Origin of the sequence: Buttiauxella cochleicola (assembly GCF_021282405.1) — a bacterium.
Classification (GTDB): domain Bacteria; phylum Pseudomonadota; class Gammaproteobacteria; order Enterobacterales; family Enterobacteriaceae; genus Buttiauxella; species Buttiauxella massiliensis.
The window spans coordinates 43617-65797 of record NZ_JAJSOU010000019.1; the positions used below are offsets into that span (position 1 = coordinate 43617).

Annotated in this window: 19 protein-coding genes; 11 read left to right on the forward strand and 8 right to left on the reverse strand. The window is 49.3% G+C overall.

All coding sequences use genetic code 11. From position 1 onward, the window contains the following. The first annotated feature begins 27 nt into the window (after window positions 1–27). The gene (gene aaeR / locus LVQ79_RS20015; protein WP_232866319.1) at window positions 28–969 is read left to right on the forward strand and encodes an HTH-type transcriptional activator AaeR; all 942 of its coding nucleotides are present in this window, start codon (window positions 28–30) and stop codon (window positions 967–969) included. 64 nt (window positions 970–1033) lie between these two features. On the opposite strand, the gene tldD is transcribed toward aaeR, so the two are convergent. The 8 genes from tldD to csrD form a co-directional block, all read right to left on the reverse strand. Continuing rightward, complete coding sequence (gene tldD, locus LVQ79_RS20020; protein WP_232866321.1) at window positions 1034–2479, reverse strand: metalloprotease TldD; 1446 nt, start codon at window positions 2477–2479, stop codon at window positions 1034–1036. A 74-nt stretch (window positions 2480–2553) separates the two neighbouring features. After that, window positions 2554–6354 (reverse strand): AsmA2 domain-containing protein YhdP, encoded by a 3801-nt coding sequence (yhdP, locus tag LVQ79_RS20025; protein WP_232866323.1) that lies wholly within the window; start codon window positions 6352–6354, stop codon window positions 2554–2556. Window positions 6355–6413: 59 nt separating this feature from the next. After that, window positions 6414–7883, reverse strand: coding sequence for a ribonuclease G (gene rng, locus LVQ79_RS20030; protein WP_151992950.1), 1470 nt, complete (start codon window positions 7881–7883; stop codon window positions 6414–6416). Further along, window positions 7873–8466: a Maf family protein gene (locus tag LVQ79_RS20035; protein WP_232866325.1), complete on the reverse strand. Its 594-nt coding sequence runs from the start codon at window positions 8464–8466 to the stop codon at window positions 7873–7875. The genes rng and LVQ79_RS20035 overlap by 11 nt, the downstream gene beginning before the upstream one ends. An 8-nt stretch (window positions 8467–8474) precedes the next feature. Next, window positions 8475–8963: a rod shape-determining protein MreD gene (mreD, locus tag LVQ79_RS20040; protein WP_034459838.1), complete on the reverse strand. Its 489-nt coding sequence runs from the start codon at window positions 8961–8963 to the stop codon at window positions 8475–8477. Beyond that, a complete protein-coding gene (gene mreC / locus LVQ79_RS20045; RefSeq protein WP_151992948.1) occupies window positions 8963–9988 on the reverse strand; it encodes a rod shape-determining protein MreC in 1026 nt (341 codons plus the stop codon). The genes mreD and mreC overlap by 1 nt, the downstream gene beginning before the upstream one ends. 68 nt (window positions 9989–10056) lie before the next feature. Continuing rightward, window positions 10057–11100, reverse strand: a complete 1044-nt coding sequence (gene mreB / locus LVQ79_RS20050; RefSeq protein ID WP_000913396.1) for a rod shape-determining protein MreB — start codon at window positions 11098–11100, stop codon at window positions 10057–10059. Between the two features lie 307 nt (window positions 11101–11407). After that, window positions 11408–13348, reverse strand: a complete 1941-nt coding sequence (gene csrD, locus LVQ79_RS20055; protein WP_232866327.1) for an RNase E specificity factor CsrD — start codon at window positions 13346–13348, stop codon at window positions 11408–11410. 285 nt (window positions 13349–13633) lie between these two features. On the opposite strand from csrD, the gene msrP reads away from it, so the two are divergent. The 10 genes from msrP (at window position 13634) to fis (ending at window position 22143) form a co-directional block, all read left to right on the forward strand. After that, the gene (msrP, locus tag LVQ79_RS20060; protein WP_232866329.1) at window positions 13634–14638 is read left to right on the forward strand and encodes a protein-methionine-sulfoxide reductase catalytic subunit MsrP; all 1005 of its coding nucleotides are present in this window, start codon (window positions 13634–13636) and stop codon (window positions 14636–14638) included. Further along, window positions 14639–15238, forward strand: coding sequence for a protein-methionine-sulfoxide reductase heme-binding subunit MsrQ (gene msrQ, locus LVQ79_RS20065; protein WP_232866331.1), 600 nt, complete (start codon window positions 14639–14641; stop codon window positions 15236–15238). A 232-nt stretch (window positions 15239–15470) separates the two neighbouring features. Next, window positions 15471–15923 (forward strand): type II 3-dehydroquinate dehydratase, encoded by a 453-nt coding sequence (aroQ, locus tag LVQ79_RS20070; protein ID WP_034459855.1) that lies wholly within the window; start codon window positions 15471–15473, stop codon window positions 15921–15923. A gap of 21 nt (window positions 15924–15944) precedes the next feature. Further along, entirely contained in the window at window positions 15945–16418 is a 474-nt protein-coding gene (gene accB, locus LVQ79_RS20075) for an acetyl-CoA carboxylase biotin carboxyl carrier protein (RefSeq protein ID WP_034459857.1), read from the forward strand. Between the two features lie 10 nt (window positions 16419–16428). After that, entirely contained in the window at window positions 16429–17775 is a 1347-nt protein-coding gene (accC, locus tag LVQ79_RS20080; RefSeq protein ID WP_151992944.1) for an acetyl-CoA carboxylase biotin carboxylase subunit, read from the forward strand. Between the two features lie 99 nt (window positions 17776–17874). Further along, window positions 17875–18117: a YhdT family protein gene (locus LVQ79_RS20085; protein WP_232866333.1), complete on the forward strand. Its 243-nt coding sequence runs from the start codon at window positions 17875–17877 to the stop codon at window positions 18115–18117. Further along, the gene (gene panF, locus LVQ79_RS20090) at window positions 18107–19561 is read left to right on the forward strand and encodes a sodium/pantothenate symporter (protein WP_151992943.1); all 1455 of its coding nucleotides are present in this window, start codon (window positions 18107–18109) and stop codon (window positions 19559–19561) included. Before LVQ79_RS20085 ends, panF begins: the two co-directional genes overlap by 11 nt. 11 nt (window positions 19562–19572) lie before the next feature. Continuing rightward, window positions 19573–20454 carry a 50S ribosomal protein L11 methyltransferase gene (prmA, locus tag LVQ79_RS20095; RefSeq protein ID WP_151992942.1) on the forward strand — a complete coding sequence of 294 codons (882 nt, stop codon included), beginning with the start codon at window positions 19573–19575 and terminating at the stop codon, window positions 20452–20454. A gap of 401 nt (window positions 20455–20855) precedes the next feature. Further along, window positions 20856–21821, forward strand: a complete 966-nt coding sequence (gene dusB / locus LVQ79_RS20100; protein ID WP_232866335.1) for a tRNA dihydrouridine synthase DusB — start codon at window positions 20856–20858, stop codon at window positions 21819–21821. 25 nt (window positions 21822–21846) lie between these two features. Beyond that, on the forward strand, window positions 21847–22143 hold the full coding sequence (gene fis, locus LVQ79_RS20105) for a DNA-binding transcriptional regulator Fis (RefSeq protein WP_000462905.1): 297 nt from the start codon (window positions 21847–21849) through the stop codon (window positions 22141–22143). Window positions 22144–22181 lie beyond the last annotated feature (38 nt).

Genomic DNA, 22181 nt, shown 5'->3' on the forward strand with positions numbered 1-22181 from the left:
TAAATCACTTTTAAGCCAGAGTGAACAATGGAAAGACTTAAACGCATGTCAGTTTTTGCAAAAGTTGTCGAACTCGGTTCTTTTACCGCCGCCGCCAGACAGCTAGAAATGAGCGTATCGTCTATAAGCCAAACCGTTTCCAAATTAGAAGACGAGTTACAGGTCAAGCTGCTAAACCGCAGTACTCGCAGCATTGGGCTCACTGAAGCCGGTAAAATTTACTATCTGGGCTGCCGCAAAATGCTGCACGAAGCGAAAGAGGTGCATGAGCAACTTTACGCTTTTAACAACACGCCTATTGGCACACTGCGAATAGGTAGTTCTTCAACTATGGCACAAAATGTCCTCGCGTCCATGACGGCGGACATGCTCAAAGAATACCCGGAGTTGACCGTAAACCTGGTCACCGGCATCCCCGCGCCGGACTTGATTGCCGATGGTCTGGACGTGGTAATTCGTGTCGGCGCTTTGCAGGATTCAAGCCTCTTCTCAACACGCCTCGGCTCGATGCCGATGGTGATTTGCGCCGCGAAAAGTTACCTGCAACAAAACGGCACGCCAGAAAAGCCTGCCGATCTTGCCAGCCATTCCTGGCTTGAATACAGCATTCGCCCGCACAATGAATTTGAGTTGATCGCCCCGGAAGGCCTCACCACGCGCATGATCCCGCAAGGTCGTTTCGTCACAAATGATCCTATGACCTTAAGCCGCTGGCTAAAAGTCGGCGCCGGGATCGCCTATGTTCCACTGATGTGGGTGATCGATGAGATCAATGACGGAACGCTTGAGATCTTATTGCCGAGCTATCAATCCGATCCGCGTCCGGTATACGCGCTGTATACCGAAAAGGACAAATTGCCTTTGAAAGTGCAGGTTTGTATAAACTACCTGACCGAATATTTCGTGAAGGTTTCGCATCTTTTTCAAGGAGTTCGCGAGAACAAAGGACGTGTAAAAGATATCGAATAAATGGCGAGAAATTGAAACAAAACAGCCGGGATTTACCCGGCTGTTGGACTGTAGGAATGAGCTGTTAAGCTGTGCCACCAACGGTCAGATTGTCGACTTTAAGCGTTGGCTGGCCAACTCCGACTGGCAGACTCTGCCCTTCTTTTCCACAAACGCCGACACCGTTATCCAGCGCCAGGTCATTACCGACCATGGAAACTTGCTGCATGGCTTCGATACCGGAACCAATTAACGTTGCGCCTTTTACCGGCTTAGTCACTTTTCCATTTTCGATGAGATAGGCTTCGGAAGTTGAGAACACAAACTTACCAGAAGTGATGTCTACCTGACCGCCACCAAAGTTAGGAGCATAGATACCATACTCAACGGATTCGATGATCTCTTGCGGAGTAGACTTACCGGCCAGCATATAAGTATTGGTCATGCGCGGCATTGGCAGGTGCGCATAAGATTCGCGACGGCCATTACCTGTTGGCGCAACACCCATCAAGCGAGCATTAAGCTTATCCTGCATGTAGCCTTTCAGGATGCCGTTTTCGATAAGCACATTGTACTGACCCGGCACACCTTCATCGTCAATAGCCACTGAGCCACGGCGGTTTGCCATGGTGCCATCATCGACAATTGTACAAAGTTCAGAAGCAACTAACTGGCCCATTTGACCGCTAAATACCGAAGTACCACGACGGTTAAAATCACCTTCCAGACCGTGACCGACTGCTTCATGCAGTAGCACGCCCGGCCAACCTGCACCCAGCACCACCGGGAACGTACCGGCAGGAGCCGCAACGGCAGAAAGAGTCACCAGCGCCATACGCACGGCTTCTTTAGCCCAGGCATCTGCACGAACTTCGCCATCAATTGTTTCGAGGAAATAGTCATAACCGAAACGACCGCCACCACCGCTTGAACCGCGCTCGCGTTTGCCGTTATCTTCAACTTGAACGCTGACAGAAAGACGAACCAATGGGCGAACATCTGCCGCCAGAGTGCCGTCAGTTGCCGCCACGAGAATCAATTCATAAACGCCAGTCAGGCTGGCAGTCACTTCCTGAACACGCTTATCTGCCGCACGAGCAACGCTATCTACACGTTTCAGGATGTCGAGTTTCTCTTCACGGGTCATGCTTTGTAGCGGGTCAGCACTGGTATAAAGCGCGCTATGTTGCACAGCACCTAACGTCTGTACACGGCCATTTCCTTTATCCTGCACGATACTTCTTGCCGCATGAGCACTTTGTTCTAGTGCCAGTAAGCTGACCTGGTCGGCATAAGCAAAACCGGTTTTCTCACCGCTGACCGCACGCACGCCAACACCCTGATCGATGTTGTAAGAACCATCTTTAATGATGCGGTCTTCCAGTACCCAGGATTCGTGATAACTGGACTGGAAATAAAGATCACCATAGTCGAGTCGGCGCTCAGACAATTGCCCCAAAATGGAAAACAGATCTTGATGGGTTAAGCCATTCGCAGACAGCAACTGCTCACTTACCAGGTTCAGACTCATCGTTTCGCTACTCTTAATTGTCTATCGATTGGAGATATCTATTGAGCTTGAGGTAATTCAAGACTCCCGTCAAATCACTTAGCGTCGTTAACTCTCGGCTGACGAAGCACTTCGTTGATTTGTGGTTGGTCGACCGGCCCAGTGATGTGGTAGCGCAACACGGAGATTTTGCTCCACAAAGGCCCTAACACTTTGCTGGCCGCAAACACAGCGGCACCAATAATTGGGTTAACCACAAAGGCTGTTGCCACCCCGACAGTCGCGGAAATTTCAGGTGCTATAACTGCTTCAACATCGACGCGGCGTCTAACCAAATCGACAGAACCTTTCAAGCCGATGTCGGCTTCCAGGCCATCCACCAGCGTATCGTCGCTATGCAGCACGCCATCTTTGATCCAGGCCGTACTGCGAATGGAGTCAAAATAGAAACCATCACCGAAGGTATCGCTGAAATCGAAACGCAGCTTACGCATTAGAGCGTCAACACTCACCAACCGCAGCAATTGCCCGGCGTGTCCCGTGCCCAGATCCGCAATCTGACCTTTACCCAATTTGGTATGCAGGATTCCGTTAAGTGAAGCAAAGTCTGGCTGCCAGGGTTTATCACGCCAGTGCAAATCATAATCCGCATCAAATGATGAACCCTGAATTGGCGTTTTAACCCCAAAGAAATTGGTTGCGGCATCAAGCTTACTACCATGAAGTTTACCTTTTATGGAGGTACGCTCTTCTGCTGGACTGTTAACCCATTGACCACTGCCGGTTAGTCTTGCAAACCCTGAATCGACTAAGCCATTTTCTAATTCCAGCGTGTTCCCTTTAACAGCGAGATCACCTTCAATACGGCCATATTTTTGCCCCCACAGCCAACATTCGGCACAACGCAGTTGCAGATCAGGCCAGCTGCGGAAATCAATTGAAGTATTGTCTCCCAGTGGAGAAGCGCTGGTCGTTTTGGCAGTGCTATTACCCCAATCAGGGTTGAAATAGAGGTATTTGATTGCTGCACGCCACGGCGCATTATCTTGCATCGTCAACGAGCCATTCACTTCACGACCCTGTGCTTCAACACGCGTACCGCCAGGTATCGCGTGGGAAACGAGACTCAGGTTATTCCACTGCTGCCCAGCGAAAGTCAGCGAAGGCGTGCGTAACGTAATATCTGATGGGAATGATGCAGAGTTACCAACACTTTCCGCCGCCCCCTGGCTAAAGAGCGCTAACCATTGCGCACCGTCCATCGCAGGGAGATCAAGCTCAACACCCGGATTGTCAGGTAACGGTGGAATTGTGTGGCTGTTCGTTGCCCAAATAGCGCGATCCAGCGTCAGTTTCTTATTCAGTAACCAGCGGCTGGAGAAGTGATTTGTCGGCCCGGCATTACCCGTCAAATTAAAGCTATTCAGGTCGCCTTTCACTGCGATTTTCAATGGCAGTGCCTGACCCGCTGATTTATTAACTGGGGCAGGTAAGTGGCTACTCACATTTTTCAGATCTGCATCCACATTGACCTGATAATTTGCCTCTCCGCGATAAGGAAGCGTAATCGCCACATCACCTTTCCATGGGACGTTACCGCTCAACTCTTTATTAACCGGCTCAGGCAAAACACCCATTTTTGTTGGCTGCCAGTCGCCCAGCAAATTGACGCCAATCTTGTAATCTTTCTCACCAGTTTTGGTATTAAAATCAATACCTACGGGTTGGTTAAACCAGGTGGCTTTTAATGGTTCGCTTTTCAAATCGCCGTTCACAAAACTGAATTTACCCGTCAGGTTGTTCAGAGTGCTGGAGAGCGGTTTTATCAGCAGCGTATTGTTGTGAAGCTGGACGTCACCTGAAGCGGTGGTCATATCGCCATTGAATGGGATATCCAGATGTAAGCGAGCATTCACATCCCCACCAATCTGGAGTTCATCAAGAGCAGCAGACAGCGAATCTTTTAGAGGTGTTTCTTTGAAATACGGACCTACGGCACTTCCAGGGCCGCTGATATCAGAATCAATCAACAGTTTTTCTTTCGAGTAATCCGGGATAATCGCCGTGAGGTTGCGCCCAGTAACCCCCCCGAGTTTCACCTCATCAGACTTCATCCATAAACCGTCATTGATGAAATCAAGCGTGATATTCAGGTTCTCTAATGCCGGCCAGTCAGGCTGGAAAGCAAATTTAGCATTGCGTAGCGGAACGTAGACCTCAAACTGCCCTTCGTTATGCAGATACGGGAAGAGATGAGGATTACCGCCGTAGACCAGCGTCGCGTTTTCAGCTTCACCGCCCTGAATAGCGCCACTGAGGTAATCAACCAGTTCTTTGCCCATCAGATTTTCAGGGAAATAACGCCAGGCATCAGCACCGTTGTTAGTACTGATTCCGGCTAAAATGCCTAACCATGGGTCACCACCCTCAGGCTGGTAATAACGGAAATCGCCTGCCGCCCATACCGAGCGAGCTTTTACATCAAGATTTTTGCCATCAAGCTGGAAACCAGAAGCATTTTTCCGCCACTCAAGCGTTGCGTCGCCATGTTCAATCTCCAGCGGCGCGCGGAATACACCTTCATAAGGCATTTTAGCATCGAGGATCTGTGCATTAAGCTGCCCGTGGGCAACGCTACCGGTAATTGAACCTGCGAAGTGTTCGACACCGGGAAGCATTTTCCATTGATTCCAACTCACATCTTTCCAGCGCCCTTGCATACGGGTGTTTTCCGTTTGCTGGAGCGGGATATCCAGTGCCAGCACATCAATGTGCCCGCGAGGTTGCAAGGAGGTCCAAATATCGCCTATATCAGGTGAGATTTTCTCGGCAATCGGCAGTAAACCAGTGAAGCTTTCCAGTTCCATATTTGTGGCGCGTACCCGCAATTCGTCACCACGAGTATTCCCTTTCCCCCCCACATCCTGCGGAGCAATCCACGCTAACGATAGCGAACCTTTTGGCCAGGTTTTACCATCAAGGGTGATATTGGTTGAGGGAATAGCAAGATTCCAGCCTGCTTCTGAACGTTCGACACGGGCCATCAAATTATCTACTGATAACTGGTGTGCAGCGCTTTTCCCCGCCCAGCTTGCACCGCCTTGCTTCAGCCAGATATTACCACCAGCAATATCGCCCTCTTTGATATCCATCCATGCTTCGAGGGTGAATTTGGCAGTCTGTAAATTAACATTGTCCTTCATCCAGCGGCCGAGCCACGGTTTTACGTCAACGTTATCAGCCTGTAGCCAGACTTTGCCGATATTCAGTAGGCCATTTTCATCCCGTAAATCCATCCGTACTTTTGCCAGACCGTGCTGTCCGGTAAAGCTCGACAGACTGACCAGTCCTTCAGCACGGTGACGGTTTTTGGTGTTAAGCCAGGTAAGTTGTGGGATCGTGAGTTCGGCACGTTGGCCAGATAGAGTCAGGAAACTAAGGGAGCTGTCGCGCAGATCAAAGTGATCGAACTGCCGTAAAAAGAGATCGCTGATTTTACCCGGCTCAAACTTACCGTCCCCCTGATTCTGGCTCAGTGGGGTATTGGTGCGCATCTGTAACTGGTAAAAAGTGAGGTCGCGGAATTGCCAGCGCGCATGCAAAATACTTTGCCAAAGGTCGAGCGCCAGCGTCACGCGCTTAACGCTCAACTCACCGCCGTCTTTCAGACCAGCTTTAACATCGCGCACATCCAGAGTAGGGCCAAAGTTTTCCCAACTTGCCTTTATCTGGCTGGCATCGACAGGCGTGCCAGTCATCGCTTCAATTTTATCTAACAAAGCCGGGCGCCAGGCATCGAGATGCGGCAAAACCAGCCGCAAACCACTCACCAGCAGTGCGACGATAACGATAAGCGTTGCGCCAGTGAGTAGCAGAATGCCGGGCAGTCGCCTCACGTATATCTCCTTGTTAGCCGCCGGAGCGGAACTCGAACCTGCGCCAACCGCACAGAGAGCTACATCATAACGACGTCAAACTGCTCCTGATTATAGAGCGGTTCGATCTGTACTTTGACTTGCTTGCCCACGAAAATTTCAACTTCGGCCAGTGAATGGGACTCTTCACTTTTCAGTGCTTCCCCCACGGCTGGTGAGGCATAAACCAGGAAGCGGTCAGAATCGTAAGCATGATGCACGCGGACAATTTCACGCATAATTTCATAACAGACCGTTTCAACCGTTTTCACGGTACCGCGGCCGTGGCAAGTTGGACAATCGTTGCACAGCACATGTTCAACGCTTTCGCGCGTGCGTTTACGTGTCATTTCAACCAGACCAAGCTGCGAGAAACCATTGATACTGGTTTTCACCCGGTCTTTGCTTAACGCTTGCTCAAGAGAATGCAACACACGACGACGATGATCTTCATTACTCATATCAATGAAATCAATAATGATAATGCCGCCCAGGTTACGCAAACGTAACTGACGGGCAATCGCCTGAGTCGCTTCAATATTAGTATTGAAAATAGTATCGTCGAGATTGCGATGACCAACAAATGCACCCGTGTTGATATCCACGGTAGTCATCGCTTCAGTCTGATCGATGACCAAATAGCCACCCGACTTCAGTTCAACTTTTCGTTCCAGCGCCCGCTGAATTTCATTTTCAACATCGAAAAGGTCAAAAATTGGCTGGCGACCGCTGTAGTGTTCGATCTTGTTGTGTATTTCCGGCATGTATTCTGCGGTGAACTCCAGCAGCATGTCGAAAGTCAGGCGTGAGTCGACACGAATTCGATCGAGTGCCTCATCAGCAAAATCACGCAATACGCGTTGTGCCAGCGCGAGTTCACCGTAAAGCTGACAACGAGTTTTATTACGCTTTTTGCGTTCGCTGACTTTTGTCCAGACACGCTTTAGGTAAGCTGCATCTGCGGCCAAATCATCTTCACATACACCTTCTGCCGCAGTACGGATGATGAATCCGCCTTGCTCGTCGCAATATGCGTTAACCACGCGTTTAAGGCGTTCACGCTCAGCTTCACTTTCAATGCGTTGCGAAACACCCACATGCGAGGCTCCTGGCATAAAGACCAGGTAACGAGACGGCAGTGTGATATCAGTAGTCAGGCGCGCACCTTTAGTACCCAGCGGATCTTTCACCACTTGGACCATCAGGTCTTGCCCCTGGCGCACCAGTTCGGAGATATCGCGTACTGTGAAGTTTTTTCGCTCTTCACCAGCCACACATTCGGTATGGGGCATGATGTCAGAAGCGTGAAGAAACGCTGCCTTATCAAGGCCAATATCTACAAATGCCGCCTGCATTCCCGGAAGTACCCGGCTTACACGACCTTTGTAGATATTCCCTACGATCCCGCGACGTGCTTCGCGTTCAATATGGATCTCTTGCAGTATTCCACCATCAATGTAAGCCACCCGAGTTTCCGATGGGGTCACGTTGACTAATAATTCAGCCGTCATGTTTTCCTCGTCCATCACGCAAAGCGTGAAAATTACTCAGCAATTCATAGGTTTCAACTAGCGGTAAACCGACTACAGCATGGTAGCTGCCATTAATCTTCCTGACAAAACAACCACCAAGCCCTTGAATACCGTATGCACCTGCTTTATCCATGGGTTCACCGCAGGCCACGTAGCCGGCGATATCCTGTTCTGATAATGCGCGAAATGTCACTTCGGTCGTCACCAGGCAATCCAGTAACGATTCGCGATCGGCTAACGCAACTGCCGTCATCACTTGATGCTGATTCCCGGACAACATGCGCAGCATCTGCGCAGCATGTTGTTTATCTTTAGGTTTTTCCAACACGTTGCCATTGTAGATAACAATAGTATCTGCACCTAAAACTGGTAAGTCATGTTGCGCTAATGCAACACCTGCCCGCGCTTTATCTCGCGCCAGGCGCACAACATATTGCTGCGCACTCTCACCGCTAAAACGCTGTTCTTCTACATCGGTAATAATGCGCTCAAATGACACACCCAACTGAGTCAGAAGTTCCTGACGACGTGGAGAACCCGATGCCAGATACAAAGATGTCATGTTAAATCCTATTGCACAGCAAATTGTTGGCGAATTTTACGCATCAGCAAAAATATCCATGGCCACAGCACGCCGTTAACCACGCTACTCCAGAAAATTTCCGGACGGAAAGATACGTTGATGACTAAAAATTCTGACCAGAAAACAATGACATCTGTCATCAATGACAACAGCATAACCACTAAAGCCTGTTGCCAAAGCGCGAGATTGCGGAATAGCTGGTATTTCAACGCCACCAGGTAAGCAACGATACTCAGAGATAACGCTCGCACGCCCAGGGTGGACCCGCTGATCAGATCCAGTATGGCACCCACCACAAAACCTGTGCCAACATTTACGCGGTGGGGCAACGCCAGAATCCAGTACAGCAGAATAAGTAAAACCCAGTCCGGACGATAGATTTTTAAATCGTCAGGCCAGGGCATTACCTGTAACAACAAGGCGACAAGGAAAGAGAGCCAGATTACCCAACGACCCTGACTACGGTAACTCCCCACTACTGCCCTCCCTGGGTAGCAGATGCAGGAGAAGCGGAGTTCCCTGCAGGAGCCTGAGTCATTCCCGTTGCCGGAGGTGGAATCGGAGCTGGGGCTGGCGGGCCAACAGAATCAGCCGGAGGCAATACCTGCGGCATCATTTGCATCAAACGCTCATTAGCTACACGATGAACCTCTTCCGGTGGCATTGGGGTTTTGCCTTCACGATCCGCTCCCCACAGCAGCAGCAAATAACGCAGACGTTGTAAGCCAGCAGTTGGGCGAGCCTGAATAACTGTGTACGCGCGTTGAGTATCAAGTTTCACAGAGGAAACGACACCCACCGGATAACCTTCAGGGAAGCGACCACCTAAACCAGACGTCACCAATACATCGCCTACGCGAATATCGGTATTTGCGGGTAAATGTTCCAGTTGCAGATCGTCAGTACAGCCGTTGCCCGCCGCGATAACGCGGATGTCATTGCGCAATACCTGAATCGGTAGCGCATGAGTCGCATCACAGATCAGCAAAACACGGCTGGTGAGTTTAGCCACCGCAATGACCTGACCTACGACACCTTTATCACTGATGACTGGCTGACCTTCATAGACCCCATTCACGCTCCCTTTATCAATGACAACCTGGTCACTGTAAGGATCGTTAACGGTAGAGATAACCTGAGTCACCATTTTTTGCTCGTCCTGACGCAACGGTGAGCCAAGCAATTCGCGCAGACGTGCGTTTTCCTGACGATATTGACCCATCATCAGTAATTCGCTGTTTTTCAGGATCAGTTCCTGACGCAGTGCACGATTTTCGAGTTCTAGCTGATCGCGTGATGCCAGTGTTTGCGAGACGCTGTCGAGCAATTCACGGGGACCATTTGAGACAAAATAGAAAGGGCTGACGGCAGTATCCATATACGTTCGGATCTGACTAAACGTACCCAGACGGCTATCGGCAATAATGACACCAATCGCCACCAGCACCGCCAGAATGAGGCGAAACTGCAACGAAGGGCCACGGCTAAAAATTGGCTTCATAGGCTATGCGTATTCCAGGGCCAGCAAGGAAAAGGCAGTGATAGTCACTGCCTTTTACGTGTGGCTGATTACTCTTCGCTGAACAAGTCGCCGCCGTGCATGTCGATCATTTCCAGTGCCTTGCCACCACCACGGGCTACGCAAGTCAATGGATCTTCTGCAACTACTACCGGAATGCCTGTTTCTTCCATCAGCAGACGGTCGAGGTTACGCAGCAATGCGCCACCACCAGTCAGAACCATACCGCGCTCAGAAATGTCAGAAGCCAATTCTGGTGGGCACTGCTCCAGTGCAACCATTACCGCACTCACGATACCGGTCAAAGGCTCTTGCAGGGCTTCGAGGATTTCATTGGAATTCAGAGTAAAGCCGCGTGGAACACCTTCAGCCAGGTTACGACCACGAACTTCGATTTCACGCACTTCATCGCCTGGGTAAGCAGAACCGATTTCGTGTTTGATCCGTTCAGCGGTTGCTTCACCAATCAGTGAACCGTAGTTACGGCGCACATAATTAATGATGGCTTCATCAAAGCGGTCACCACCAATACGAACGGAAGAGGAGTAAACCACGCCGTTCAGAGAGATAACGGCAACTTCAGTAGTACCACCACCGATATCCACAACCATAGAACCGGTTGCTTCAGAAACTGGCAAGCCTGCACCGATAGCCGCAGCCATTGGTTCTTCAATCAGGAATACTTCACGAGCACCTGCACCTTGCGCAGATTCACGGATAGCACGGCGTTCAACCTGAGTTGCGCCAACTGGCACACAAACCAGAACACGCGGGCTTGGGCGCATAAAGCTGTTGCTATGCACTTGTTTGATGAAGTGTTGCAGCATTTTTTCGGTCACGAAGAAATCGGCAATAACGCCATCTTTCATCGGACGGATAGCTGCGATATTGCCAGGGGTACGACCCAGCATCTGTTTAGCATCATGACCTACGGCCGCAACACTTTTAGGTGAACCGGCACGATCCTGGCGGATGGCCACGACAGATGGCTCATTCAGTACGATGCCTTGTCCTTTTACATAAATCAGGGTATTCGCGGTACCCAGGTCAATGGACAGGTCATTGGAAAACATGCCACGAAATTTTTTCAACATACTAAGGGATAATCCTGAAAGCTGGGGCGGAAACAAAATCCGCTTACTTTACCAACCACTCATTGCAGCGACAAGGCGCATAAATGTTCTGCAATGGTGAAAAATTGTGCAGTTTACTACGACCGTTACACTTTCGGCACGTCTATCCTCGAACCGCAGAGGAATTAAACAAACGCTGTAGGTTAAACGAACAGTGCAAGGAAGCAAACTGGGTTCATTCGTGCTTTAACAATCTGGTCAGCAGGCGTATCCGCCCCCTTGAGATGCAGCGCGCGTTATTCTACGTGAAATATTTATAAACGGCAGGTTAAACCGAGTATCTTTGCGAATATTTTTTCACGTTGCTATCGAGCGGTTCAGAGGCCGCAAAAAAATCCCCCTGAGCACCCGCCACGCCTTTCTCTACCAGTGTCTGCCATTCACTTCGCGTTCTTACACCGACCGCAAAAACTTGTGTCTGAGTCCCGTTACAAGCCTCAACCAGACTCTGTACAAACAGCTGATTTTCGGTTCGTTTCTCAATGTTACGCACAAGCCCTGGATGCAGTTTTATCAACTCTACATCCAACTCTTTAATATAAGACGCACTCACTACGGTTAAACCTGCCTGGGAAACTGCAATACGTACGCCCAATGCTTTGATCAAACGAATCACAGGTTGCAAACGGCTGATGTGTTGACAAACATCTGCCTCTGCAAGTTCAAAAAGAATACGTCGTCGAAGTGATTTTTCAGATTGCATTAACGCATCACGCAACCAACGCTGGAAAGGTGCCCGAATCAATGATTCAACCGACACTTGAATGGCTAGCGTTTCTTCAGGCCAGAATCCTGCTAACGGCAATAGCCGAGCGATGATTTGTCGGTCATATTGCTCCGATAAACCAAACTGCTTAACCATCGGCAAATACTCTGCCGCCAATACTTCTTGTTGACCGTCGAAAATCCGACACATAATTTCACGATGATGCACATAACCATCGCGCTTCACAGACGGTTTTTGGTAGAAGCGTGGACCGCCGCGTTGCAACACCTGCTCAATGAGCGTACGCCATTTAACGTTACCACGCCCTTTTTCCGGCAAACTATCGTCATATACCGACCAGCCGTTGGTTCCTTGCAGGGAAGCATTACGCGTCGCCACCTCTGCATTCTCCATAACTTGCTCTTTGCTTTGCCCGCTACGCCATGCACAAATACCGATATGCATCATGTCATTACGATCAAGCATCCGCGTTGGAGGCAGCGAATCGACAGCCTTCAGTAATTGATTAGCAATGCTATCGGCTTCTTTCAATGTGCGGTGCGGCAACAAAACGGCAAAGTCACTACGGAAATAGCGTGCCAGCAAAGCCCCCGGATAGCGCATCACAAATGTCGATAACATATTAATAATCGTAAACAAATACTCTTCTACCGCGTTGCGCCCCCACGTTTCGTGCAGCGTTTCAAAATCCGGTAAACGAATAATCATCACCACACCATGCGCGCCAACTTGCTCCTGCTCATCGAGTAAAGTTGCCAATTGGTTATCAAAGAACAGGCGATTATTCAGACCCGTTTTCGCATCTTGCGCGGCGAAAGCACGAATCAGTGTATCCATTCGGCTACGTTGTTCGCTGGCGTTTTGCAGATCTGAAAGCAACACATCAAGCGCACTACTGGCTTGAGGAGGCCATTCCAGAACTGAACCGCGTATATCTACACCTCTTTCACCATTCAGAATGCGACGCGCGCGACTTTCCAGTAACTCTTGCCCGGCGAGCTGTTTTTTCATCCAGCGGATCGCAAAGAACAGCACGATAAGCATGAGTCCAATCGTGATAGAAAGAGGTACCGTCGCGAAAAGAGAGTTGTAGTAATCCGCTACCGGATCGCGATAGGTCAAACTGAGAAACATGCCGGGATACTTCATTAATTCAACAGTCACGGTGCGGAAACTGTAGCTGTTTCCCAGCAAGCGATAGGTTTGGGTCAATTGGTGCTGATAAACGGTGTTATCGCCAATTTTGAAATCGACCGCGATGATATCAATCGGAACCATCACTTCATTGAGGCGCTTGATCAGAGCTTCTGGTGAGCTGGAAACTAAATCGTTATCAATAATGGTGGCAACAGCAACCACACGCTGATGCACTTTATAATGCATCGCATTAAAGAAGCTTAATGAACAACCAACGAGTGTCACAAAAATAGCGAGCCCCGTCAGCAATGTCATAAAAGCAGAAAGTTTCGTCGTTAATCGCATCCTTGTGTTAACTCCGTTTGGTGAAGATATACCAAGCCTGACCTGATGCGGCATTACATAGCAAAAGAGGTGCCCTGGCAAACACAGTGAACATATTCTCACCCTTTGTTGCAAAGCGAGTGTTTTGCACACTGAAACTCAAGTATAGCTGCTGACAACCCTCCCCCTATTAACAAATATTCAACAAGCCTGGAACTATGTTTAAGTTTCAATTTTTCGTGACAAATTCGCAGGGTTTAGCGTTCTCCGTCATGCTTACGGAATAAAGCCACGCTGGAGTATAAGATGAAGAAGGTCACCCGCTTCACAGAAGCTGATGTCACAGCTGAATCCGTTTTTATGATGAAACGCCGCCAGGTACTGAAGGCACTAGGTATCGGTGCGGCTGCCCTCTCGCTTCCTCAGACTGCAAATGCAGATATTCTTTCCTGGTTTAAAGGTAATGACCGGCCACCAGCACCTTCAGGGAAACCTTTGCAATTTAGTAAACCCGAACAATGGCAGGCTAAGCTCGCCATGACCCCGGAAGATAAAGTCACTGGCTACAATAACTTCTACGAGTTTGGTCTGGATAAAGCCGACCCTGCGGCAAACGCCGGGGGTCTGAAAACCGATCCGTGGAAAATCACAATTAGTGGCGAAGTGGCAAAGCCACTGACACTGGATTACGACGATCTCTACAAAAAATTCCCGCTTGAAGAGCGGATTTATCGCATGCGTTGTGTTGAAGCCTGGTCAATGGTTGTGCCGTGGATTGGTTTCCCGCTCAGCAAGTTGCTGGCTTTGGTTGAACCCACCAGCAATGCGAAATATGTCGCCTTCGAAACAATTTACGACCCGGAGCAAATGCCCGGACAGAAAGATCGATTTATTGGCGGCGGTTTGAAGTATCCCTACGTTGAAGGACTGAGACTTGATGAAGCGATGCATCCGCTAACTTTGCTGACTGTAGGTGTTTATGGCAAAGCGCTACCGCCGCAAAACGGCGCGCCAATCCGCCTGACCGTACCGTGGAAATATGGGTTTAAAGGGATAAAGTCGATTGTCAGTATCAAACTCGTTAGTGAACTACCTCCCACCACCTGGAATATGGCTGCACCGAATGAATATGGGTTTTATGCCAACGTGAACCCGAATGTTGATCACCCACGCTGGTCGCAGGCGAGTGAACGATTCATTGGTTCAGGTGGCGTGCTTGACGTAAAACGCCAGCCTACATTGCTGTTTAATGGTTATGCCGATCAAGTTGCTTCGCTGTACCGCGGTTTAAATCTTAAGGAGAATTTCTAAGTGAGATTAACTGCGAAGCAAATCATGTGGCTTAAAGTGGGGTTACATCTCGCGGCGTTCTTACCTTTTGTCTGGCTATTTTATGCCGCAAACCAGGGCTTTTTGAGCGCCGATCCGGCGAAGGATATCCAGCATTTTACCGGCAGGATGGCGCTCAAGTTACTGCTAGCGACTCTCCTGGTCACACCTTTAGCGCGATACGGTAAACAACCACTGCTGATTCGTACCCGTCGTCTGCTGGGGTTGTGGTGTTTTGCCTGGGCCACTCTTCATTTAACTAGCTATGCCATGTTGGAACTGGGAATCAGCAATCTGGCACTGCTTGGCAAGGAGTTGGTCACGCGCCCCTATTTGACTTTAGGAATAATCAGCTGGCTGGTGCTGCTATCATTGGCGGCAACCTCGACCCAATCTTTACAACGAAAATTAGGTTCACGCTGGCAAAAATTGCATAACTTCGTCTATCTGGTCGCAATTCTCGCCCCCATACATTATTTATGGTCGGTAAAGGTTATTTCCCCGCAACCGTTGCTGTATGCTCTGGGCGCATTCATCCTTTTGGCCTTGCGCTATAAGAAATTCCGGATGTGGCTGCGTTAACACCAGATATGTGTTCTTCTCCGCAGAAAAGTGATCAACCGTGCCCCTAAAAAGGATATGAGTTGATCATCTTCCCTGATAAGACCAGTATTTAGCTGCCAAATGCTACGAAATCGTTATAATGTGCGACTTTGGTTTTTCTGACAGGCCATTTTCTGGCTCTGAAGGTGACAACCGAGCAACTTAGGTATATTTTGTAAAATACCTACAAATTGCAGGAGATGGCAGCACGATGTCGGCTAATTTTCACATTTTGCTTTTGAACGGCCCGAATCTTAACATGCTGGGAACACGTGAGCCTGAGAAGTACGGCACGCTGACTCTAGCGCAAATTGTTAACTCTCTCGAAGAAGAAGCAAAAACGCTAAATGTCTCGTTCAGCCACCTGCAATCTAATGCTGAATATGAGTTGATCGACCGAATTCATCAGGCTAAAGACACTGTTGATTTTATTCTGATTAATCCGGCCGCGTTTACGCATACCAGCGTTGCGCTGCGTGATGCCTTGTTAGCGGTGGATATTCCTTTTATCGAGATTCATCTGAGCAATGTGCATGCGCGCGAACCGTTCCGCCATCATTCATATCTTTCTGATAAAGCGGTTGGTGTCATCTGCGGATTAGGCGCTGACGGCTATTCATATGCACTACAGACGGCGGTAAAACGCTTGTCAAAATCCATCTAAACAAGAGTACGGAACCCACTCATGGATATTCGTAAGATTAAAAAACTGATCGAGCTGGTTGAAGAATCAGGCATTTCTGAACTGGAAATTTCTGAGGGCGAAGAATCTGTACGCATCAGTCGTGCACCGGCAAACACCGGTTACCCGATGATGCAACAGGCTTATGCTGCGCCAATGTACCAGCCACAGCCGCAGGCTGGCCTGTCTAACGTTGTTGCACCTGCCGCTCCGGCAGAAGCACCGGCGGCTGCTGAAATCAGTGGTCACATCGTGCGTTCCCCAATGGTAGGTACTTTCTACCGCACCCCAAGCCCGGATGCTAAGTCATTTGTTGAAGTTGGCCAGAAGGTTAACGTTGGCGACACTCTGTGTATCGTTGAAGCAATGAAAATGATGAACCAGATCGAAGCTGACAAAGCCGGTGTGGTGAAAGCTATCCTGGTTGAAAATGGTCAACCGGTTGAATTTGACGAGCCGCTGGTCGTCATCGAGTAACGAGGCGAACATGCTGGATAAAATTGTTATCGCTAACCGTGGTGAGATTGCATTGCGTATTCTTCGTGCCTGTAAAGAACTGGGCATCAAGACTGTCGCTGTGCACTCCACTGCCGACCGCGATCTAAAACACGTATTGCTGGCGGACGAGACTGTTTGTATCGGTCCTGCTCCGTCTGTAAAAAGCTATCTGAATATCCCGGCAATCATCTCTGCGGCAGAAATTACTGGCGCCGTTGCGATTCACCCGGGTTATGGCTTCCTGTCTGAAAATGCCAACTTTGCTGAGCAGGTTGAGCGTTCAGGCTTTATCTTCATTGGCCCACGTGCTGAAACTATCCGTCTGATGGGCGATAAAGTTTCTGCAATCAACGCAATGAAGAAAGCTGGCGTACCTTGCGTACCTGGTTCTGACGGCCCTCTTGACGGCGATATGGATAAAAACCGTGCCCATGCTAAACGCATCGGTTATCCGGTAATTATCAAAGCGTCCGGCGGCGGCGGCGGTCGTGGTATGCGTGTCGTGCGTAACGATGCCGATCTGGAACAATCCATCAATATGACCCGTGCGGAAGCAAAAGCTGCTTTCAACAACGATATGGTCTATATGGAGAAGTACCTGGAAAACCCACGCCACATCGAGATTCAAGTTCTTGCTGATGGCCAGGGTAAAGCGATCTATCTGGCTGAACGTGACTGCTCTATGCAGCGTCGTCACCAGAAAGTTGTGGAAGAAGCGCCAGCACCAGGCATCACGCCTGAGCTGCGTAAATTCATCGGTGAGCGCTGTTCTAAAGCGTGTATCGATATCAACTATCGCGGTGCAGGTACATTCGAGTTCCTGTTCGAAAACGGTGAGTTCTACTTTATCGAGATGAACACCCGTATTCAGGTTGAACACCCGGTAACAGAAATGATCACCGGTGTTGATCTGATTAAAGAACAGCTTCGTATTGCTGCAGGACAGCCACTGTCTATCAAGCAAGAAGATGTTCAGGTTAAAGGCCACGCGGTTGAATGCCGTATTAACGCCGAAGACCCGAATACCTTCCTGCCAAGCCCTGGCAAAATTACTCGCTGCCATGTGCCGGGTGGTTTTGGTGTACGTTGGGAATCGCATATCTATTCCGGCTACACCGTTCCTCCATACTACGATTCAATGATCGCGAAGCTCATCTGTTACGGTGAAACTCGTGAAGTGGCAATCGCTCGTATGAAGAACGCCCTGGCGGAACTGATCATCGATGGCATCAAAACCAACGTTGATTTGCAGACTCGCATCATGAACGATGAAAACTTCCAGCACGGTGGGACTAACATCCACTATCTGGAGAAGAAACTGGGTCTTCAGGACTAAGTTTCCGCAGTCAACATCGCTAAAAGGCCGGTTATCCGGCCTTTTCCTTTTTTGGCTATGCGTTACAATCGCGGCTTTCTGCCAACTCAAGGGACAACAATGGACGCGCGTTTTGTTCAGGCCAATAAAGAAGCCCGCTGGGCGCTTTGGCTCACCCTTCTCTACCTCGCAGCATGGTTAGTGGCTGCTTACTTACCTGGTAACGATATTGGCCCAACAGGTCTCCCACACTGGTTTGAAATGGCGTGCCTGCTGGTACCTTTGCTGTTCATTTTGCTGTGTTGGGCCATGGTGAAGTTCATCTTCCGCGATATCCCACTGGAGGATGATCATGCAGCTTGAAGTCATACTGCCGCTGGTAGCCTATCTGTTAGTCGTTTTTGGCATTTCCATGTATGCCATGAGGCGTCGCACAACAGGAAATTTCCTTAACGAGTATTTCCTCGGTAGCCGTTCAATGGGTGGCTTCGTATTAGCGATGACGCTCACCGCTACCTATATCAGTGCCAGTTCATTTATTGGCGGGCCTGGCGCTGCTTATAAATATGGCTTGGGCTGGGTTTTGCTGGCAATGATTCAGCTTCCCGCGGTGTGGTTATCACTAGGGATTTTGGGTAAAAAGTTTGCCATTCTGGCGCGTCGCTATAACGCCGTTACCCTGAACGACATGCTGTATGCGCGCTACCAAAGCCGTCTGCTGGTGTGGCTGGCAAGTATTAGCTTATTGGTGGCATTTATCGGTGCCATGACCGTGCAGTTCATTGGCGGGGCTCGCTTACTGGAAACCGCTGCGGGTATTCCTTACGAAACTGGCCTGCTGATTTTTGGTATCAGTATCGCGCTTTACACTGCATTCGGTGGCTTCCGTGCCAGCGTTCTCAACGATGCTATGCAGGGAATGGTGATGCTGGTTGGAACGATTCTGCTGTTGGTGGGTATCGTTCACGCTGCTGGTGGCTTACACAACGCGGTCGATACGCTACAGCATATCGACCCTAAACTTGTTTCACCGCAGGGCGCAGACGATATTCTTTCACCAACGTTTATGACGTCGTTCTGGGTGCTGGTCTGTTTCGGCGTGATTGGTTTGCCACATACGGCAGTGCGTTGCATCTCTTATAAAGACAGCAAAGCCGTGCACCGTGGGATTATCCTCGGCACGATTGTAGTGGCGATTTTGATGTTTGGTATGCACCTGGCGGGAGCTTTAGGCCGCGCGGTCATACCCGATTTGAAAGTACCGGATTTAGTTATCCCAACGTTAATGGTCACAGTGTTACCACCGTTTGCCGCCGGGATCTTCCTTGCTGCACCGATGGCAGCAATCATGTCGACAATTAATGCCCAACTGCTTCAATCATCAGCTACGATCGTCAAAGATCTTTATCTGAATATGAGACCGGATCAGATCACTAACGAAAAGCGGCTGAAAAGAATGTCATCGGTGATCACGCTGATTTTAGGTGCGTTACTGCTACTTGCAGCATGGCGTCCGCCTGAGATGATCATCTGGCTGAATTTGCTGGCGTTTGGTGGATTAGAAGCGGTGTTCCTGTGGCCTTTAGTGCTCGGTCTTTATTGGGAACGAGCTAATGCCGCGGGCGCGTTAAGCGCGATGATTGTCGGTGGCGGGTTGTATGCCGTGCTGGCGAGCTTCAAAATCCAGTTCCTGGGCTTCCACCCAATTGTGCCATCCTTATTATTAAGTTTGCTGGCGTTCCTGGTAGGCAACCGTTTTGGTCAGCCTCTACCTGTTCCAGCACTCGTTTCAACTACTGATAAATAAAGAGTTTCGCTATGCCATGGATTCAACTGAAAATTAATACCTCAGGCTCAAATGCTGAAGAGCTCGGCGATGCGCTGATCGAAAGCGGTGCGGTTTCCGTAACCTTTCAGGATACCCATGACACACCGGTATTCGAACCGTTACCTGGTGAAACCCGTCTATGGGGCGATACCGATGTCATTGGTCTGTACGATGCAGAAACTGACATGGAAGAAGTGGTCGCGATTCTTGAAAACTGCCCTCTCCTGAGCATCGGTTTCCCACATAAAATCGAACAGCTTGAAGACAAAGATTGGGAGCGTGAGTGGATGGATAACTTCCACCCGATGCGCTTTGGTCAACGCCTGTGGATTTGCCCAAGCTGGCGCGATGTGCCAGACGCTAGCGCGGTGAATGTGATGCTGGATCCTGGCCTTGCATTTGGTACCGGCACTCACCCAACGACCTCTTTGTGTCTTGAGTGGCTTGATAGCTTAGATCTGGCGGGCAAAACCGTTATCGATTTTGGCTGCGGCTCCGGCATTCTTGCTATTGCTGCACTGAAATTGGGTGCAGTGAAAGCAATTGGTATTGATATCGACCCGCAGGCGATTCAGGCCAGCCGCGATAACGCAGAACGCAATGGTGTTTCTGATCGCCTGGAACTGTATCTGCCAAAAGACCAGCCAGAAGTCATGAGCGCCGATGTGGTCGTTGCTAACATCCTGGCAGGCCCTTTGCGTGAGCTAGCTCCGTTAATCAGCGTACTGCCTGTTCAGGGCGGTTTCCTTGGACTTTCTGGCGTTCTGGCAAGCCAGGCCGAAGGTGTTTGCGAAGCATATCAGGATAAATTCACGCTCGACCCAGTCGCAGAAAAAGAAGAATGGTGCCGAATTACCGGTATCAAACTCTAAAGTTCTCCTCTCAGTAACGTGGTATCAAGCCACGTTACTGACCTCTAAACTCCCTGAGCAACACTCCGTTTACAACAATTCATCCCAGTGATAACTCGCAGCAAAATGAGATGCCGATCGCAGAAAAACACTAAGTTTGGTGATTTAAGCAGCACTTTATCTGGTGTCTTATACGTAAAAAATAATGAATTACCCCTGAATGTGGTGAAAAAATAAAAGCGCACAAATCAACCAATAATTCATAACAAACTGAAAAATATAGTTAATTTATTTTTGTCACTGCACGAGATAAGGATTCATTGATCTACGACAGCTGATTGTTCAAAGTTTGGCCTTTCATCTCAGGCTAAAAATGCGTAATATACGCCGCCTTGCAGGCAAGTATGGTCATTTCTTAACTCATGCGCATTGGACAACACCAGCTCAGAAATCGACTGATAGCAGCACCTATGGCTGGCATCACTGACAGGCCATTCAGGACGCTGTGTTACGAGATGGGAGCCGGACTGACTGTTTCCGAGATGATGTCCTCCAACCCTGAAGTTTGGGCGAGTGATAAATCACGTTTACGAATGGTGCACGTGAATGAACCAGGTATCCGCACCGTGCAAATTGCCGGTAGTGACCCTGATGAGATGGCAGAGGCCGCACGCATTAACGTGGCTAATGGCGCCCAGATTATTGATATCAATATGGGATGCCCTGCTAAGAAAGTGAATCGTAAACTCGCAGGCTCTGCATTGCTGCAATACCCAACTCTGGTGAAGTCTATCCTGACGACGGTAATTAACGCAGTTGACGTACCTGTAACGTTGAAGATTCGCACTGGCTGGGATACGGCGCACCGTAACTGTGAAGAGATTGCCCAACTGGCTGAAGACTGTGGCATTCAGGCTCTGACAATTCATGGACGCACTCGCGCCTGTTTATTTCAGGGAGATGCTGAATACGACAGCATTCGGGCAGTTAAGCAGAAAGTTTCCATTCCGGTAATCGCGAATGGTGACATTACTGACCCGCTTAAAGCCAGAGCTGTGCTCGACTACACAGGGGCTGATGCTCTTATGATAGGACGCGCGGCTCAGGGAAGACCCTGGATCTTTCGGGAAATCCAGTATTATCTGGACACTGGAGAGCTGCTTCCTCCACTGCCTCTGGCAGAGGTGAAGCGCTTACTTTGTGGGCATATTGGAGAACTTCATGACTTTTATGGTCATGCTAAGGGATACCGAATTGCTCGCAAACACGTCTCCTGGTACTTACAGGAACACGCTCCAAATGACCAGTTTCGGCGCACATTCAACGCCATTGAGGATGCAAGCGAACAGCTTGAGGCGTTGGAGGCATACTTCGAAAATCTTGCGTAATTAGAAATAAAGAGCTGACAGAACTATGTTCGAACAACGCGTAAATTCTGACGTACTAACCGTTTCTACCGTTAACTCACAGGATCAGGTTACCCAAAAACCTCTTCGTGACTCCGTGAAACAAGCACTGAAGAACTATTTTGCTCAACTGAATGGTCAAGATGTTAACGATCTGTATGAGCTGGTATTGGCTGAAGTAGAGCAGCCATTGTTGGACATGGTGATGCAATACACCCGTGGCAACCAAACCCGCGCTGCCCTGATGATGGGCATCAACCGTGGCACGCTGCGTAAAAAATTGAAAAAATACGGCATGAACTGATATTAATCAGTTAAGTTGTTGTTTAAAAAGGCGCTACT

Coding starts and splice junctions, on each gene's coding strand:
- accB (WP_034459857.1), top strand. CDS start 15,945: ATGGATATTCGTAAGATTAAAAAACTGATCGAGCTGGTTGAAGAATCA.
- LVQ79_RS20035 (WP_232866325.1), bottom strand. CDS start 8,466: ATGACATCTTTGTATCTGGCATCGGGTTCTCCACGTCGTCAGGAACTT.
- prmA (WP_151992942.1), top strand. CDS start 19,573: ATGCCATGGATTCAACTGAAAATTAATACCTCAGGCTCAAATGCTGAA.
- accC (WP_151992944.1), top strand. CDS start 16,429: ATGCTGGATAAAATTGTTATCGCTAACCGTGGTGAGATTGCATTGCGT.
- tldD (WP_232866321.1), bottom strand. CDS start 2,479: ATGAGTCTGAACCTGGTAAGTGAGCAGTTGCTGTCTGCGAATGGCTTA.
- aaeR (WP_232866319.1), top strand. CDS start 28: ATGGAAAGACTTAAACGCATGTCAGTTTTTGCAAAAGTTGTCGAACTC.
- msrP (WP_232866329.1), top strand. CDS start 13,634: ATGAAGAAGGTCACCCGCTTCACAGAAGCTGATGTCACAGCTGAATCC.
- mreC (WP_151992948.1), bottom strand. CDS start 9,988: ATGAAGCCAATTTTTAGCCGTGGCCCTTCGTTGCAGTTTCGCCTCATT.
- aroQ (WP_034459855.1), top strand. CDS start 15,471: ATGTCGGCTAATTTTCACATTTTGCTTTTGAACGGCCCGAATCTTAAC.
- fis (WP_000462905.1), top strand. CDS start 21,847: ATGTTCGAACAACGCGTAAATTCTGACGTACTAACCGTTTCTACCGTT.
- csrD (WP_232866327.1), bottom strand. CDS start 13,348: ATGCGATTAACGACGAAACTTTCTGCTTTTATGACATTGCTGACGGGG.
- panF (WP_151992943.1), top strand. CDS start 18,107: ATGCAGCTTGAAGTCATACTGCCGCTGGTAGCCTATCTGTTAGTCGTT.
- LVQ79_RS20085 (WP_232866333.1), top strand. CDS start 17,875: ATGGACGCGCGTTTTGTTCAGGCCAATAAAGAAGCCCGCTGGGCGCTT.
- mreB (WP_000913396.1), bottom strand. CDS start 11,100: ATGTTGAAAAAATTTCGTGGCATGTTTTCCAATGACCTGTCCATTGAC.
- dusB (WP_232866335.1), top strand. CDS start 20,856: ATGCGCATTGGACAACACCAGCTCAGAAATCGACTGATAGCAGCACCT.
- rng (WP_151992950.1), bottom strand. CDS start 7,883: ATGACGGCTGAATTATTAGTCAACGTGACCCCATCGGAAACTCGGGTG.